We start from the raw sequence: 14,812 nt of genomic DNA on the forward strand, positions 1-14,812 counted from the left end.
CCCTCAGATCACCCACGCCGGATGCTTGATCGCGTTGTAGAAGTCGACGCACTCGGCTTTCGGCGTACGCCCAAGCCTTTCCCTTCGGCCATCGAGCTTGTGAACCAGACCCTCGTAGAACGCCTTTTCCCCCGGATAGGCTTCCGGTAGCGCCGTGAGCTCCAGCCATCTGCGATACACATACGAAACCGCATCGGCAATCTGCACCAGCGAGGAATGTTCCGACCTGATGGCGAATGCGGTGTTGATGACCTGGTCGAAGCGTTCGGGTTGCTTGAGCGGTTGCCACACCGTTTTGCCTTTGACGGTCCTGCTCTGCTGGTAGAGCCCATCGAACCAGGGATTCGCGTAATACAGCCCATCCGACAGCTTGGGCATGTGAACCTTGTTATCGTCGAAGATGATGACGGACAAACCCTTGTTGTTTGACTGCGTCTGCATCTTCTTTTGGATCAGTCCACTGATGAACATGCCGTTCAGAGGCCAGTAATCCTTCGAACCGGGGATCGCATAGGCGCCATCGGCGCACGCCGCATTGAAGGCCTGGAAAGACATACCGAATCCGTAGATCTTCGATACCTCGATGGCCAGATCGCACATGTCCGTGAGGAACTGTTTGCGCTCGTCGGGCGCAACGACGTTCCATCCGCCTTTGCCGTTGATGAAGGCCTTCGTCTTCAGCTCTTTCGGGGCAGCCGGGTGCTTCGCCAGGAACGCAGAAAGGGCCTGATCGAACTGGCTTGTGTACTTGCGCAGGCGATACGCATCGATCAGCAGCCCTGCCATGACGAACACATCACCTTCGCCGGCGTCCCCGGATTCATCGACGTACGCGAACTTCATGCGACCTCCGCTTCGGTGACGGGCACGCGCCAGTCGCCGGTCAGCAGCTTCTGCATGAGGCCGCGCTTTTGCCGACGGAGCATCTCAAGCTGCATCTGCAGCAAGCCGATCTCGCGTCGGGACTCATCAAGGATTGATGCAATCCATTCCTGGTCGGTGCGCTTGGGTAGATCCACTTCCATGCCGGCCAGGGCGGAAAAACGCAATGCCTTGCGGGTGCCACCCTGCGTCTCGCGGGCCAGCAGCTGTGCGAAGTAGCTGGAGTTCAGGAAGTGCGTCAGGAACTCCGGGCACACCTCTTTGGCATAGAAGACGCCATACGCCGGGCTGATGATCCCGGTGTCGTACTTCTCGAGCCGGTTGAAGACGAAGCGCCCGTCGTCGCTCATCGAGCGGAACGTGAAGTCGCCTCGCCGCATGATCTTGTAGCCGGTATTGTCCTGGCTGGTGACCTGCTTGGAGAAGTACTCCGACTGCAGAAACAGGCCGCGCCGCGAGGATGTGAGAACCGGATGCTCGTCATGCCCGGTACTGCGCTCGGAGCGCTCGAGAATCAAGGCACTAAGCTCCTGCGTTTCCCAGTGGGCACGTGCCGCCTTGTGTTCGATGAGCTGCTGAAGAAGCCACCTGTGTCGCTTCTCGCGTGCTGCGATCAATTCCTCGGAGGCATCGATGGCTCGGTCCCACTCGCGGATAAGCGAGTTGATTGCGTCTTGCTCAGCTTTGGGCGGAAGGAGAATAGGCAGCCTTTCTAGGGCGGCCTTGTTCAGCTTGTAGCGCCCAGCTCCCTGACGCGTAAGCGATGAGACGAGACTGCGATGCCTGAAGTAGTTGAAGAACCACTCGGCGCTACACGCGTCCGTAGAGGCGATTACATGCGCGTGATTGTTGACGTTGAACCTGCCTGACACGAGCAGGGTCTGCGGCTTGTTCTCAACGTCAAGGAAATGATCGCCGTCTTCTCCGATGAGGGCGAAAGTGCCTTCGAGCCGGTATTCGGAAAGGCGGTCAAGCTCACCGGTCGGGCCGTAATACGGGTAGCGGCCCGACATTCCTGCACGTTCTTCTTTGGAAATCGGAAGGCGCAGGTCGTTGCGGATGCTGCACGCCTGTCCCACAGCGACCTCGATCCAGTCTCGCGGTTTACCCCTCGCCATCAGGCCACCTCCACACCCAGTTCCAGGAGGTGCCGACGCATCCGGGCGCGGACTTCGGTGAGCTCCTGTTCCAGCTGGTCGATTTCGCGCTGCACTGCCGTGACGTCGATCTCTTCCTCCTCTTCGAAGGTGTCGACGTAACGGGGGATGTTCAGATTGAAATCGTTCTCGGCGATCTCGTCGAGAGACGCCACGTGTGCGTACTTGTCGGAGTTGCGACGCGCGGCCACCGCCGTGACGATCTTTTCGAAGTGCTCCTCGGAAAGCTGGTTCTGGTTCTTGCCGGGGATGAATTCGTTGCTGGCGTCGACGAACAGCACCTCGCGGACGTGTTCGCGCGGGCCGCCTTTCTCACGCGAGCGGTCGAAGAGCAAGATCGCCACTGGGATGGACGTGGTCGGGAACAGGTTGCCGGGCAGGCCCACGACCGCATCGAGCAGGTTTTCTTCGATGAGCTTCTGGCGAATGCGGCCTTCGGCGCCGCCGCGGAACAGCACCCCATGCGGCACGACGACCGCGACCCGGCCCTCCTGAGGCAGCGCGCGCTCGATCATGTTGGTGATGAACGCCCAGTCGCCCTTGGACTTGGGCGGCACGCCGCGCCAGAAGCGGTTGAAGCGGTCATTGTCTGCGTGGTCCGCGCCCCACTTGTCCAATGAGAACGGTGGGTTGGCGACAACCACGTTGAACTTCATCAGCCGGTCACCTTCGATGAGCGCCGGGCTATTGAGCGTGTCGCACCACTCGACGCGGGCGGCGTCCTTGCTGTGGATGAACATGTTCATCCGCGCCAGGGCCCAGGTGGCACCGTTAACCTCTTCACCGAAGAGGGCGTAGTTGTGGCTTCCCTGCGCCTCGACCATCTGCGCCGCCTCGATCAGCAAGCTGCCGGAACCGCAGGACGGGTCGCAGATGCGGTCGCCTGGCTTCGGGCGCGCCAGTGCCGACAACAGCCGTGAGACCATCTTCGGCGTGTAGAACTCGCCGGCCTTCTTGCCGGCATCCGATCCAAAGCGCTCGATCAGGTAGATGTAGGTGTTACCGATGACGTCTTCGGAGACCCGGGTCGGGCGCAGGTCGAGCTTGGCGAAGTCCTCCAGCAAGGTCTTCAAGCGGCGGTTGCGATCCTTGGCCTTGCCGAGGTTGGCCTCGCTGTTGAAGTCGATGTTGCGGAAGACGCCCTCGAGCTTGGCCTTGTTCGCGTCCTCGATGTGGTCGAGCACGATGTTGATCAGCTCGCCGATGTTGGGCTCATTCCGGCGCTCGTACAGCGCGTTGAAGTCGCCCACGAAGCGGTCGAGTACTTTGCCGGTATCGGCATCCTTCAGCTCGACGTAGGGCAGGACGAAGCGCTCGCGCTCGAGCTTGCGGCGGATGCGTTCGTCGTCATCGCCGTACTGCGCCTTGTATTCAGCGTAGTGGTCGTTCCAGAGGTCGCTGATGTACTTGAGGAACAGCATCACGAGGATGTAGTCCTTGTACTGCGCAGGATCGACAACCCCTCGGAACGTGTCGCAGGCGGCCCACGCGGTGGCGTTGACTTCTTGTTGAGACAGTTTTTCGGTCATTCCTTGCTCTCCTAGATGGTCGCTGGGCGGGGTTCCCAATACTGGGCACCCCGCTCTTTCATCAGCCGGGGATGTTCTTGGGATCGTTGCCGTGGCTGTCGGACTGACCGATCTTCCCGTCGCGGTTGTGGATCTTCAGTTCCGACCCCTCGCGCTGGCTCATACGCCGTGCGGCGTCGATGGCCTCCTGCTTGGTGTCGTGGTGAGATCCGGCACGAGTCGCCCCGCCGCGCTTGTTGTCCCAACCACCGTTGGGGTTCGGCACGACGTGCCGCGTGTTGCTGGATGAAACCTTGTTGGCCATAATTGATACCTCGAACGTTGTGTTGAACGACGTGCCGGTCTGAGTAGGTCCAGTACTCGGGCCGGCTTCCTCACCCGCCATATATCAGCGGGCCTCCTGCGCTTCTCGCAGCAGGATTCCTTCGAGAAGCGCCTTTCGGCGCTCCTTCAATTCTTGAAGCAGGGCTGCCTCGCGCGACGCGAGCTGTGCAATCTCGACGATGAGTCGCTGCCGATCAAGCGGCGGCAATGCCACTACGAGGCCATCGAGCACACTCTTGCCGATCATCTTCACGGCCGTTCCGGCTGCCTGCCCGGAAAGCACCGCCTGCGTAGCCGGGTGGTTGATGAACCACTGCAGGTAAGCCGGCTCGACGATTTCCGTCTTCGGCCGGATCAGAAGCATCGGGGCAGCAAGTACCGCGCGGCCAAGGTCTCCCCCAGCAAGCGCGGCCGAGTTGGTCATCCCCCGCGACCGAAACAACAGGTCTCTCTCCTGGACCAGATGGCGATCCTTCAGATCGGGCATCTGAACGCGCGCCAAGCCCTCGGGGTGGAGAAGGTTGGTGTCATCGATGTCCTTCATCTGGATCACGGCGACGTCGCCCTCCGCATCCGTCTCCAGACGGCTACGGAACGAGTAGCCCATGCGGACCTCGGCGATGTCGACCAGCAAGGCATTCATGGTGCTGTAATCTGATTTCTGTGTTCAAGAATTTGTTCCATGAGCGAATGGTAGGCGCACAAGACAAGCTCGTCAAGTGCTGTAACGGCTTTTCTGGAAATCCATGTCACCAGCCTTTGGCAGTGACTCTGGCGAGGGCAGGTGCGGCCAAATCATCGAATCCGCCCCTCAAGGCCGAGAACGGCAGCAGGCGCACGCCGATGCACGAGATAAATGGGGCCGCCTGGCAAGCCTGGTGGATGCACTGGCGGCGCATGGCTACGCGACCAAGTGCTTTTCCCGTCCCGGACAGGACAGACTTCGGGGTGGTGGCGGCCGCAGATTCGCAGGCCACCGGCGAAATTAGCGAAATCAGCGAAATTAGTGCCGTGACAAGCGCTTGCGGCCGATCCGCCAAAGCGAAACCAGCGAAAAAATCCCCCGTCCGCCACTACGCCGTCGCCAGCCGGTACACCCGCAGCGGCGCGCCCGGCGCACCGTCGGCGCGTACGCCCCACTGCACGGTGATCTTGGGCGGCGTGCTGACCAGCAGGTGCTCCAGGCTGGCGTCGATCCGCGCCTTGGTCACCTTGCCCCGGAAGCACTCCGCGCTGATCTGGCTGCGCGTGGCCTGGCCACGCTCGCGGAGGAAGGCCAGCACGCGGTTCGACAGTTCCAGCACCAGCGCCAGCTTCGCCTCCTCGGCGGCGCTGACGAACACGAAGCGCACGGATGCCGTGGCGTGGCGAATCCATGCCGTCGCCGCGTCGATGTGCTGGGCATCGATGCGGGTTTGCAGATCGGTCAGCGCCATCAGCATCGCCAGCCGTAGCAGCATCGGGGCGCGGCGCTCCAGCAACGCTCCGACTGCTCCGTCGCCGAAATCGTCGTTCAGTTCGCCCCGGTAGAGCTGGGCGTAGCGCCATTGCGCCTGCGGCGAGAGCTCCATCCGCAGGTGGTCGCGCTGGTCGTGCCGATTGGCACGAACGAAGGCCAACACCTCGAGCGTCCTGCGCGCCAGATGCTCCACCACCGCCTGCGGCGTCTCCTTCGGGAACGGCAGCATCCGCGTGCGTTCGGCCCAGATCATCAGGAAGCGATTGGCGAAACCGTTGGTGAGTTCGCGCGTGCTCATCAGGCCCGTCAGTTCGCTAGGCGAGATCGCGCCACTCAGGCAGACGTGCGGTTGGCTCGCGTAGAGCCGGTTCGACTTGGTGGCGGGCTTGAGATCGACGCCATCCCAACAGTCGCGCAGCGCCGCCGACAGCGTGTTGCCGTCGCGCCGCCCTTGATGTAGCACGTTGGCGAACTCGGATTCGACCACCCACAGCCGCTTATCCTCGATGGCGGGCACGTCCTGCCGACCTTGCCGGTAGCCGTCGTGCATCAGCGCCACCAACCCTTCGCGGCTGGACAAGCCGCCGCGATGGATCTGGGGCGCAAAGACTGCGTCCATCGCGCGCAGCGCCTGATCGATGCGCAGCACCAGAGACACCGCGTCGCCCTTGCGGCCACGGCCCGAGCGCCCGACGTGCAAGCAGAACAGCCGTGCGTGGTGCCAGGTGTTGCCGATGGGCAGGTACACGCCGCGTCCGACCGCACAGGACAGGTAGGCCATGAAGTTGGCGGCGATGGCGCAGGCGTTGGTCTCTGTGCCTTCGCTGCCCGCGTGAGCCACGTCGCCGATCAGGCCGTAGAGGCAAGCCGGATCGGCCTCGGGCGCGTTGCGGTGCGCGACCATCGCCGCACCGTCGCCGTCATCGGCGTCGTCGAACGGTGGTGCCGCGTGCGATGGCGAAATGGCATCGACGATCCGACGCATTCTTCATTTGCCGTCCAGCGCCACGGTCTGGATGATGTTCTCGAACTCGGCCAGCACGTCGGGCTGGCGCTGCGACAGGAAACGGAACACCGCCTTGTTGTCGATCAGCTTGCCGAGGTAGCCGCGCGCCAGCACGAGTAGCAGCACGTCCTGACCGTAGGATTTTTCGACCAGCTTCAGTTGCCCTTGGATGTTTCCCATCTCGCGCTCCATCTTCACCATCTGTTCCGCCGTGACGCCGGATATCTTCCGGGGCCGCTTCTCGCTGACCAGCAGGTGCGGCGGCGTGGCTGCGAGAAGGGCTTCGGCGTAGGCGACCGTCATGTTGTTGGCAGTGAGCATCAATTCCACGCACTCGACCTGCCGGGTCGGTTTGAGTTTGCGCAGCACCGAACCGAGGTTGGCAGAGAAGTGCTGATCCTTCAGCATCTCGACCGCCTCCGGGCAGATGCCTTCGAGCAGGCTCACCTTCTTGTGGATCTGGCTGATGTCCACATTCAGCGCCTTGGCCAGCCGCTCGGGCGAAACGCCACGCTCGACCGCTCGCCGAAGCATGTGGTGCTCCTGAATGGACGAGATGCGGTTGATCCGGTTGTTGTAGGTGTAGCTTTCGTCGTCGGTAGCGATCAGGCACGGTGCGTCGACATAGCCGAGCTGCCGCAGCGCCAGCAGGCGCATGTGCCCGTCGAGCAGGATGTGCTGGCCGGTGGCCTTATCGGCCTTGCCCACGCTCAAGGGTTCGATCAGTCCGACTGCTTCCATCGAGGCCATGATCTGCTTGAACTTGCGCGAGGTATTCAAGCCCTCCGGCGTCTTGCGCGACGGCAGAATCCGATCCAGCGCAAGCGTGATCGGCTCTGGGATGAACCCCAGTGGCAGTCGGCTCATGCCGCGTGGCCTCCAGCCCAGACGCGCTCGGCCAGTTGCTTGGGCAAGGTGTCCAGGCCTTCGGCGCGAAGTAGGTTGGAGAAGTGCTCGTCGGCCAGCAATTGGCGCAGCGCCTCGATCACGAACAGCAGGCGCTGCTGGGTGAATTCGGCCTTCTTGACCATCAGCTTCTGCCGCTCAACCTCGTGCTGGTAGTTGCGCACGAGGCTGGAGGTGGTGACGGACGCGCCCTTGCGTGCTGGCCGATGGGCCAGCGTTTTGCCCAGGGTGCTGCGCCGCTGAAGTACGCGCCGCGCCTGCATCAGTTGCCCGCCGCGCAACTGGCCGCTTTCGTAGGCGTCCTGCAAAGCGGCCTGCACCTCTTCTTCGTCGCTTGCGCCCGCAATGGTGATGGCGACGTTGAGCGGAACCCTGCCGGCCTCGACGGCGGCCAGCAGGCGTTCCTCGCTCTTTTCGAAGAGGAGCAGGATGCCTTTGATGTAGTCGAGGCTCAGGCCGGTTTTCTGGGCGATGACGCGCTTGTCGTAGCCCTGCTGGCTCAACTGCTCGATGCTCATCAGCAGTTCCAGCGCACTGTATTTCCGGCGGGCGATGTTCTCGGTCAGGCTCATGATGAAGGCGTCTTCGTCATTGACCCGCACCACCAGCGCAGGGATTTCTTTCTCGCCGAGCGACTTGAACGCCTTGAGCCGCCCTTCACCGCAGATCAGCAGGTAGCACTTGCCGTCTTCGAGATCGTCGCGCGGCGTGACCGTGACCGGCTTCTTCAGACCGACGTTCTTGATGTTGCCGACGATCTCCTCGAACACGCGGCCGTTGCGGTCGCGTGGGTTGAGCACCGCGATCTGGTCGACCGGGATCATTTGCAGCTCGGAAGCGTGGTGCATTTTGCTCATGCGACTCTCCTCAGACGGCTGCGCTCGGCCATGCCGTAGAGGTAGTCCAGGCTGTCGAAGCGGTAGCTCTCGAATTCGAGGCCGTTGTGATCGGCCAGGTGGATGCGTGCCCGACCGAAGTCCAGACGCGGCAGCAGGTAGTAATCCAATGCCGCCTGATTGCTGTCATCCAGACGCACGGCGACCGTGATGTCGGGCGCGAGGCTGGTGTCGAAGCGCACCTTCCAGCGGCGGCGGTCGTTGTCCAGCAACTGGCAGCGCGATAGCACCAGCGAGACGGTGAACTCGCGGTTGACCGTGAGCAGGTCGGTCGCCGGATCGCGCACGACCGCGCCGCCGACCTCAGCGATCATCCGCTCGGTCTGGCCGACGATCTCCGGGTGCAGGCGGCGCAGGAACTGGTTGACCTCCAGATACTGGTAGTCCCGATCCGGCGTGAAGCCCACCGTCTGGTACGCGCGGATCAGGCTGCCGAAGCGGTGCGCGTAGGCCGCTGCCGACGGCATCCCCTCGGCCTCGTCGATGATCAGGCCGGAGAGGTAACCGTGCTGCTGGAAGAGCCGTCGCAGTTTCTCGATCAGTTCCTCGTCGCTGAAGCGGTGGGCGCGCTCCCGCAGGATGCCTTGCGCCGTGTAGAACAGGTCGGGCGGCACGATGCCCTCGAACGCGCCTTCTTTCTTGATCCACATCTCCGGGCGGTTCACCACGCGCACCTTCTTGAGCTTGAAGGAGCGCCTGTTGTAGACGTTGTTGCCGATGTATTTCTCGTTGGACAACACCTCGCGCACCGTGGCCCGCGTCCAGTCGCGCCCGAGGTCGGTCCGGATGCCGCGGGTGTTGAGCCGGTCGGCGATCTCGGATTCGAACAGGCCGTCCTCGACGAACCAACGGTAGATCTGGTTCACGACGGCCACTTCCTCGTCCGGGCCAGGCTGCAGGATCACGCGGTCGGTTTGCAGGCTCTTGTGCTCACCACGCGAAAGCTGCCCCTTCACCGAGCCGGACTGGTCGATCAGCACGCGACGCAGACCGTAGCCCGCTGGCCCGCCTTGGCGGAATCCGAGTTCGATCAGGCGGCACTGCCCGGCGAACACCTTGGCCGAGAGCTCGCGGCTGTATTCGCCCGCCATTGCACGCTTGACGCCTTTGACGATGGTGGACACCGGCGAGCCGTCGTTCTCAAACTGCTCGGCGCAGTAGGCGACTTGAATCCCGGCGCGGCGGCAGATGTATTCGTAGTAGGCGCTTTCGTCGGCGTCCTGGAATCGGCCCCAGCGGCTGACGTCGTAGACGAGGATGATCTGGAAGTCGGCCTTGCCCGCCTGGACGTCGCCGATCAGTTGCTGGAGCGCCTGCCGACCGTCGATGCGCAGACCGCTCTTGCCCTCGTCGGCGTAGGTGCGGACGATCTCGATGTTGCGCCGGGCGGCGTACTCGCGGATTTTGTCGGCCTGGTTCTCCGTCGAGTATTGCTGGTGCTCGGTGGACATGCGCACGTACTGCGCGGCGCGGAATACCGGCCCCAGCTGGCTTATAGGCGATTCGTTCGATTGCATAGACCCGGTCACTCCGTGATTGGCGATCTCGGGTCTGCCGCCCCTTCAATGGACGCGCCGCCGCCGCACGGCGGCAACGCACACGGTTGGGATCGTTGCCATGCAGGATGTTCGAGAGAACCCGTTTTGGAAGCAAAGTTACGGGCGAATCGACGAGGCGTCGATCACGTCCTCTCTTGACACGTCCATCTTGCACGGACACGTCACGCAGACCGGCGTGATCTCGACGACCCACGAGTCGCCGTTTTCCCTCGGCAACGCCGGATGCCGCGTGATGCGGTACAGGCCGCTCGGCAGGTCGCACGCGTCCATCTTTGCAAGCTCCCCGTTTCGGCCCTGATCCCGCGAACGCTGCTGCTCGTGGTTGCGTTGTGCGTATTCGGGCCGAGCGTCACGGTAGTTGCGCCAGTAGCCCTGATTGCGCTGCGACCACGCCTGCTGCGCGGCGCGCTGGTTGATCCGGTAGTCGGGATCGGACTGGAGCTTCGCCCGCTGCCATTGGCGCTTGCGGGCGCGCTGGCAGTCGGGCGCGGAACAAAAGGATTGGTCGGGAACTTGCGGGCGGGGTTCGAAGGGCTTGCCGCAGCAGGTGCAGTGTCGGGTCATCGTCGGGTCTCCATGCAAATCCGCACGGAAGCCGCGACCGATCACCGTCGCCGGATGATCACGCGGGCGATCAGGCGCTCATGGGAGCGAGGCCGCGCAATTACTCATGGGCGACCACTTCCATATAGGGCCGTATCACGTTGGCGACCCGGCACACCTTGGCGTACCGCCACAGATCGTCCGCCGACGCCTTGCGCGCCCTCCAGGCATCTTTCAGCGCCTCCATCGCCACATCCCGACCGATCTTGTTGCGGTGCTTAAAGCAGTCCACGACCGTCTTGGCCGCGCTGTAGACCCGCAGCGTCACGCCGTCGTGCCGGTGTTCCTCGATGCCTGCTGCGTGGGCATCTCCCGTCATCTGCGTCATCCTGATCGGCGGCCAATCGATACGGGGCGCGTGGCAGCCTCGCGGCATGGCGATCCAGACTTGGCGTGGCAGTTGGGTGGTCAGCCCGTGGAATTGCAGCGCCGTCAGCAGGCAGAACACGGCCTGCGGCGCTTTGGCCGCCACCACCGCGAGGCTTTCGTGTTCCGAGACCGGATGGCCGGGTAGGCGGTACAGGCCGCGCCCGACCCGGTCCAGCAGGCCGGCGGCGATCAGGCGCGTCAGGGCGACCCGTGGCGCGTAGATGGCCTCCAGATCGCTGGCGCGCAGCAAACCCTTCTGGCTGGCCAGATCGAGCACGCGCTGGCTGTGGGTGTCGGCGGGCATGGCTGGGCATGTTCCATATATTCTCTCAATGTAGCATTTTGGAGAAAACTAGGAACATCGCGCTGCTGGATGCGGCTATTAGCTGCCGCATTCGCCGCATATCACGCGGAGAATGACTTGCCTTTGCGGCGAATAAGGTGTTTAATCTCCGCATGGATAGCGGAGAAAAACTCTACATCTGGCAGGCCGAAGACTGGCCCAACTGGCGCTACGACCTGTCGGCGCTCACTGGGCCGTTGACCGAGGTCAGCCGCGCCCAGGGCGTGCTGCTGGGCCGTCTGGCCGACGTGGGCATGGCGCTGCGCGATCAGGCCAGCCTTGCCGCGTTGACGGAGGACGTGGTCAAGACCAGCGAAATCGAAGGCGAAGTGCTGAACGTCGAATCGGTGCGTTCGTCGATTGCTCGCCGTCTGGGCGTGGACATTGGCGCGGTCGCGCCGGTGGATCGGCATGTCGAAGGCGTCGTGGAGATGGTGCTCGACGCCACTTCGCGCAGCGCCGAGCCACTGACCGTCGAGCGCCTGTTCGGCTGGCACGCGGCCTTGTTCCCGACCGGGTACTCGGGCATGAATAGGCTCGCCGTGGGCCAGTGGCGCGACGATGCCGCCGGGCCGATGCAGGTGGTTTCCGGCCCGGTGGGGCGGCGCAAGGTTCACTTCCAGGCTCCGCCCGCCGACGTGCTGCCCACCGAGACGGCGCGGTTTTTGGCATGGGCCAACGAGGAAACGGGCGAGCCCGCACTCATCAAGGCCGGGCTGGCGCATCTGTGGTTCGTGACGCTGCACCCCTTCGACGACGGCAACGGACGCATCGCCCGCGCCGTGGGCGATTTGTTCCTGGCCCGCGCCGACGGCAGCCCGCAACGCTTCTACAGCCTGTCGGCCCAGATCCAGCGCGAGCGCAAGGACTACTACGACGTGCTGGAGCGCACGCAGAAGAGCACGCTCGACGCCACCGGCTGGTTGTCGTGGTTCCTCGACACGCTCGGGCGCGCGGTCGCCAGCGCGCAGTCCACGCTGGACGCCGTGCTGGTCAAGGCGCGCTTCTGGCAACGCTGGCCGGGCATGTCGTTGAACGAACGGCAGGTGAAACTGCTCAACCGCCTGCTCGACGGCTTCGATGGCAAGCTCACCAGCAGCAAGTGGGCCGCCATCGCCAAGTGCTCGCCCGACACCGCGCTGCGCGACATCACGCAGTTGCTGGAACTGGGCGTGTTGAAGAAGTCGCCCGGCGGCGGGCGCAGCACCGGCTACGAGCTGGCGGGCCCGTAGACCGATGAGTGGATGCTGCGGTCAGACGGGCAGCGCTGCCAGGGCCTGCTGCAACGATCTGCGCTGCTCACCCGGATCGATCTGCGCGTGGATGCCCTGCTCCTCAGCCTCTTGCGACCAGCGTTTGACCCACGCGATCACTTCGTCGTAGTCGAAACGGATGAGTTTCTCGACCCGACGATGCGGGATGCCCAAAGCCTCTCGCACTTGCTTCTGCGTGAAGACGTACAGAGGCAGCGCAGTCACATACGAAATCTCGCGTGCATCCATCAGCTTCGGCCCGGAAGGATGACGTCGGTGGCTTTCGCCTAGGTTGCTGCCCGGAGGGCCCGGGACTCGAAATCGAAGATTTCGTCGATGGGATACACAACCCGCTTGGACATCTTCTTGACATCCTCCCCCGCCTAAAGTCGGGGTATTCCTACGGCGCTCACCCCGGCATCGAGCCGGAATGAGTCGCTTCGGTGGGTTCCTGGGCCGAGCGCGCAACCGCTGCTCGTATCTCCACAGGCGTTACTTCCGGCATGCCCTGCCGTAGGCTGCCTTGGTTGTCGGCAGCAACGCCATTATAGGACGGCGCAGCCGTCCGCGCTATCCCTCCCCGGCATGAATGCCGGGGTCTCTCGCGCAGAACGATGAATCGAGGCCCGCGGCCTTCGCTGCGCCAGCGCTGCAGCGTCTTGGGGCTGAGGTTCCAGCGCGCGGCCAGCTCGGTTTCGTTCATCATCATCTTCTGCATGGTTGACTCCGTCAGTGGTTGAAGGCAACGCATTCAGGCGTGAAGTCGGCCACGAAGCCAAGTCCTCGGCAGGGCCTCCATGCAGTTTCAGCGCAATGAGAACGTCAGCGGGTTTTATATATGTCCCTGTCCATTCCGCCGATACCCACCGCTATGGGGATGTCTCGGCATGGTTGAAGATAACGGGTTCAAGGATGCGGTAGAATCCACCACCAGTATGCTCGGGCCTCCTGTCACCAGGAGGCCCTTTTTCTTGGCTCGCAGATGTGCTTTCATGGCGACCATCATGAGCCTGTCCGAATCCCCTGACGCCCCGAACGACCGACCTGACGCCCTGGAGTTGTCCGCGCGCATCCGGCGCGGGGAGTTGAGTGCGCAAGAGGCCCTGCAACAGGCGCTTGCCCGGTGTGATGCGGTCAATCCGCGTGTCCAAGCCGTCAACAGCGATTTGCGCACTTACGCGCAGGGCCGCGTCGATCAGATCAACGGCTCGCTCGCGCCCTTTGCCGGTGTGCCATTCCTGCTCAAAGACTTGGGCATGGATCTGGCGGGCTACCCCACCAGTCAGGGCAACGCTCGCCTGGCCGAGCATCCGGCTACGCAGACCGATGCCGTCGTGCGTCGCTGGGAGCAGGCAGGTCTGGTGATTTTCGGCAAGACCAAGGTGCCGGAGCTGGGACTCAAGGCCATCACCGAGCCCACGGCTTTTGGTCCGACGCGCAACCCATGGAATCTCGACCACACACCTGGCGGCTCGTCCGGCGGTGCGGCCGCTGCCGTGGCGGTCGGCATCGTGCCAGTGGCTGCGGCGGCCGATGGCGGTGGTTCGATCCGCATCCCTGCGGCGTATTGTGGGCTGTTCGGGCTCAAACCCTCCCGAGGTCGGGTGAGCTGCGCACCGCAGTTCGACGAGTTGTGGGAAGGGGCGGTCAGCACGCACGTCATCTCGCGCAGCGTGCGCGACAGCGCGGCCCTGCTCGACGTGATCTCAGGCGCAGAGCCAGGCGATCCTTTCGTGGTTGCGCCTCCGGCACGTTGCTATGCCGAAGAAGTCCACCCACCGGCAGCACGCTTGCGCATCGCGCTGAGCACCGCCTCGCCGATTGGCGGCGAGGTCGATGCGGCCTGGTCGCGGGCGGCTGCCGATTGTGCGGCGCTGCTGCAATCGCTCGGTCATCGGGTGGAATGGGTCGACCCCGTGGGCGACGGCATGCAGTTGGCCCGCGACTACCTGACGATGTATTTCGGCCAGGTGGACGCCCAATTGCGCTACTGGAAGCAGCGCGGCGTGAGCGCCTCAGCCTTCGAGACCGACACACAGGCACTCGCGCTCATCGGCCGTGGGCTTCCTGCGGGAGAGTATGCGCTCTCGCGCGCACGCTGGAACGCGCCGATGCGCGCGCTGGGTGAGTTGTTCAGCCGCTCCGACCTCTATCTCACCCCGACCTGCGCGCAACCGCCGGCTCGCATTGGTGAGCTGGCCACGCCAGACTGGCAACGTGCGGTGTTAGGCGCTCTGTTGCGTTTCGGCCTGGGCGGGGTGTTGCGTCGCAGCGGCATGGTCGAGCGTCTGGCCTTCGAGAATCTTCATCGCACGCCGTTCACGCAGTTGGCCAACCTCACGGGCACACCGGCCATGTCGGTGCCCTGGGATCTGGACGCGGGCGGGCTGCCCCTCGGCGTCCAGTTCGTCGCACAGTGGGGGCGGGAAGACCTGCTGCTGCAGGTCGCCAGCGAACTTGAGCAGGCGCATCCCTGGGCGCACCGGCGCCCGCCCATTTTCGCCGCATGAAAAAAAGGACGCCGAA

The 14,812-nt window shown here is 63.6% G+C and carries 15 protein-coding genes; 2 read left to right on the forward strand and 13 right to left on the reverse strand.

What is annotated here, in order from left to right; translation table 11 throughout:
* Positions 1-3: 3 nt before the first annotated feature.
* The 11 genes from ASC45_RS12155 to ASC45_RS12205 form a co-directional block, all read right to left on the reverse strand.
* Complete coding sequence (locus tag ASC45_RS12155; RefSeq protein ID WP_055451310.1) at positions 4-843, reverse strand: DUF3800 domain-containing protein; 840 nt, start codon at positions 841-843, stop codon at positions 4-6.
* Complete coding sequence (locus ASC45_RS12160; RefSeq protein WP_055451311.1) at positions 840-2,000, reverse strand: restriction endonuclease subunit S; 1,161 nt, start codon at positions 1,998-2,000, stop codon at positions 840-842. Before ASC45_RS12160 ends, ASC45_RS12155 begins: the two co-directional genes overlap by 4 nt.
* Positions 2,000-3,568, reverse strand: a complete 1,569-nt coding sequence (locus ASC45_RS12165; RefSeq protein ID WP_055451312.1) for a type I restriction-modification system subunit M — start codon at positions 3,566-3,568, stop codon at positions 2,000-2,002. Before ASC45_RS12165 ends, ASC45_RS12160 begins: the two co-directional genes overlap by 1 nt.
* A gap of 61 nt (positions 3,569-3,629) precedes the next feature.
* On the reverse strand, positions 3,630-3,872 hold the full coding sequence (locus tag ASC45_RS12170; protein ID WP_055451313.1) for a DUF2188 domain-containing protein: 243 nt from the start codon (positions 3,870-3,872) through the stop codon (positions 3,630-3,632).
* Between the two features lie 84 nt (positions 3,873-3,956).
* Complete coding sequence (locus ASC45_RS12175) at positions 3,957-4,535, reverse strand: restriction endonuclease subunit S (RefSeq protein WP_055451314.1); 579 nt, start codon at positions 4,533-4,535, stop codon at positions 3,957-3,959.
* 430 nt (positions 4,536-4,965) lie between these two features.
* Positions 4,966-6,336 (reverse strand): YfjI family protein, encoded by a 1,371-nt coding sequence (locus ASC45_RS12180; protein ID WP_245610051.1) that lies wholly within the window; start codon positions 6,334-6,336, stop codon positions 4,966-4,968.
* 3 nt (positions 6,337-6,339) lie between these two features.
* Positions 6,340-7,224 (reverse strand): plasmid partitioning protein RepB C-terminal domain-containing protein, encoded by an 885-nt coding sequence (locus tag ASC45_RS12185; RefSeq protein ID WP_055451315.1) that lies wholly within the window; start codon positions 7,222-7,224, stop codon positions 6,340-6,342.
* Positions 7,221-8,120, reverse strand: coding sequence for a plasmid partitioning protein RepB C-terminal domain-containing protein (locus ASC45_RS12190; RefSeq protein WP_055451316.1), 900 nt, complete (start codon positions 8,118-8,120; stop codon positions 7,221-7,223). The genes ASC45_RS12185 and ASC45_RS12190 overlap by 4 nt, the downstream gene beginning before the upstream one ends.
* On the reverse strand, positions 8,117-9,676 hold the full coding sequence (locus ASC45_RS12195; protein WP_055451317.1) for a recombinase family protein: 1,560 nt from the start codon (positions 9,674-9,676) through the stop codon (positions 8,117-8,119). The genes ASC45_RS12190 and ASC45_RS12195 overlap by 4 nt, the downstream gene beginning before the upstream one ends.
* 138 nt (positions 9,677-9,814) lie before the next feature.
* Positions 9,815-10,282: a hypothetical protein gene (locus tag ASC45_RS12200; RefSeq protein WP_055451318.1), complete on the reverse strand. Its 468-nt coding sequence runs from the start codon at positions 10,280-10,282 to the stop codon at positions 9,815-9,817.
* A gap of 100 nt (positions 10,283-10,382) precedes the next feature.
* Positions 10,383-10,994, reverse strand: coding sequence for a type IV toxin-antitoxin system AbiEi family antitoxin domain-containing protein (locus tag ASC45_RS12205; RefSeq protein WP_055451319.1), 612 nt, complete (start codon positions 10,992-10,994; stop codon positions 10,383-10,385).
* 152 nt (positions 10,995-11,146) lie between these two features.
* Between ASC45_RS12205 and ASC45_RS12210 the strand changes: the two genes are divergently transcribed.
* Positions 11,147-12,265, forward strand: coding sequence for a Fic family protein (locus ASC45_RS12210; protein WP_055451320.1), 1,119 nt, complete (start codon positions 11,147-11,149; stop codon positions 12,263-12,265).
* A 21-nt stretch (positions 12,266-12,286) separates the two neighbouring features.
* Here the strand turns inward: ASC45_RS12210 and ASC45_RS15915 are convergent, their stop codons facing one another.
* Both ASC45_RS15915 and ASC45_RS15920 read right to left on the reverse strand, forming a co-directional pair.
* Positions 12,287-12,535, reverse strand: coding sequence for a hypothetical protein (locus tag ASC45_RS15915; protein ID WP_055451321.1), 249 nt, complete (start codon positions 12,533-12,535; stop codon positions 12,287-12,289).
* A gap of 160 nt (positions 12,536-12,695) precedes the next feature.
* Entirely contained in the window at positions 12,696-13,004 is a 309-nt protein-coding gene (locus ASC45_RS15920) for a hypothetical protein (RefSeq protein WP_174514722.1), read from the reverse strand.
* Between the two features lie 274 nt (positions 13,005-13,278).
* On the opposite strand from ASC45_RS15920, the gene ASC45_RS12220 reads away from it, so the two are divergent.
* Positions 13,279-14,796, forward strand: a complete 1,518-nt coding sequence (locus ASC45_RS12220; RefSeq protein ID WP_245610052.1) for an amidase — start codon at positions 13,279-13,281, stop codon at positions 14,794-14,796.
* The last annotated feature ends 16 nt before the right edge of the window (positions 14,797-14,812 follow it).

Source organism: Thiomonas bhubaneswarensis (genome assembly GCF_001418255.1).
In the GTDB taxonomy this organism is placed as follows: domain Bacteria; phylum Pseudomonadota; class Gammaproteobacteria; order Burkholderiales; family Burkholderiaceae_C; genus Thiomonas; species Thiomonas bhubaneswarensis.

Coding starts and splice junctions, on each gene's coding strand:
- ASC45_RS12160 (WP_055451311.1), bottom strand. CDS start 2,000: ATGGCGAGGGGTAAACCGCGAGACTGGATCGAGGTCGCTGTGGGACAG.
- ASC45_RS12220 (WP_245610052.1), top strand. CDS start 13,279: ATGGCGACCATCATGAGCCTGTCCGAATCCCCTGACGCCCCGAACGAC.
- ASC45_RS12180 (WP_245610051.1), bottom strand. CDS start 6,336: ATGCGTCGGATCGTCGATGCCATTTCGCCATCGCACGCGGCACCACCG.
- ASC45_RS12190 (WP_055451316.1), bottom strand. CDS start 8,120: ATGAGCAAAATGCACCACGCTTCCGAGCTGCAAATGATCCCGGTCGAC.
- ASC45_RS12165 (WP_055451312.1), bottom strand. CDS start 3,568: ATGACCGAAAAACTGTCTCAACAAGAAGTCAACGCCACCGCGTGGGCC.
- ASC45_RS15915 (WP_055451321.1), bottom strand. CDS start 12,535: ATGGATGCACGCGAGATTTCGTATGTGACTGCGCTGCCTCTGTACGTC.
- ASC45_RS12200 (WP_055451318.1), bottom strand. CDS start 10,282: ATGACCCGACACTGCACCTGCTGCGGCAAGCCCTTCGAACCCCGCCCG.
- ASC45_RS12210 (WP_055451320.1), top strand. CDS start 11,147: ATGGATAGCGGAGAAAAACTCTACATCTGGCAGGCCGAAGACTGGCCC.
- ASC45_RS12185 (WP_055451315.1), bottom strand. CDS start 7,224: ATGAGCCGACTGCCACTGGGGTTCATCCCAGAGCCGATCACGCTTGCG.
- ASC45_RS12155 (WP_055451310.1), bottom strand. CDS start 843: ATGAAGTTCGCGTACGTCGATGAATCCGGGGACGCCGGCGAAGGTGAT.
- ASC45_RS12175 (WP_055451314.1), bottom strand. CDS start 4,535: ATGAATGCCTTGCTGGTCGACATCGCCGAGGTCCGCATGGGCTACTCG.
- ASC45_RS15920 (WP_174514722.1), bottom strand. CDS start 13,004: ATGCAGAAGATGATGATGAACGAAACCGAGCTGGCCGCGCGCTGGAAC.
- ASC45_RS12170 (WP_055451313.1), bottom strand. CDS start 3,872: ATGGCCAACAAGGTTTCATCCAGCAACACGCGGCACGTCGTGCCGAAC.
- ASC45_RS12195 (WP_055451317.1), bottom strand. CDS start 9,676: ATGCAATCGAACGAATCGCCTATAAGCCAGCTGGGGCCGGTATTCCGC.
- ASC45_RS12205 (WP_055451319.1), bottom strand. CDS start 10,994: ATGCCCGCCGACACCCACAGCCAGCGCGTGCTCGATCTGGCCAGCCAG.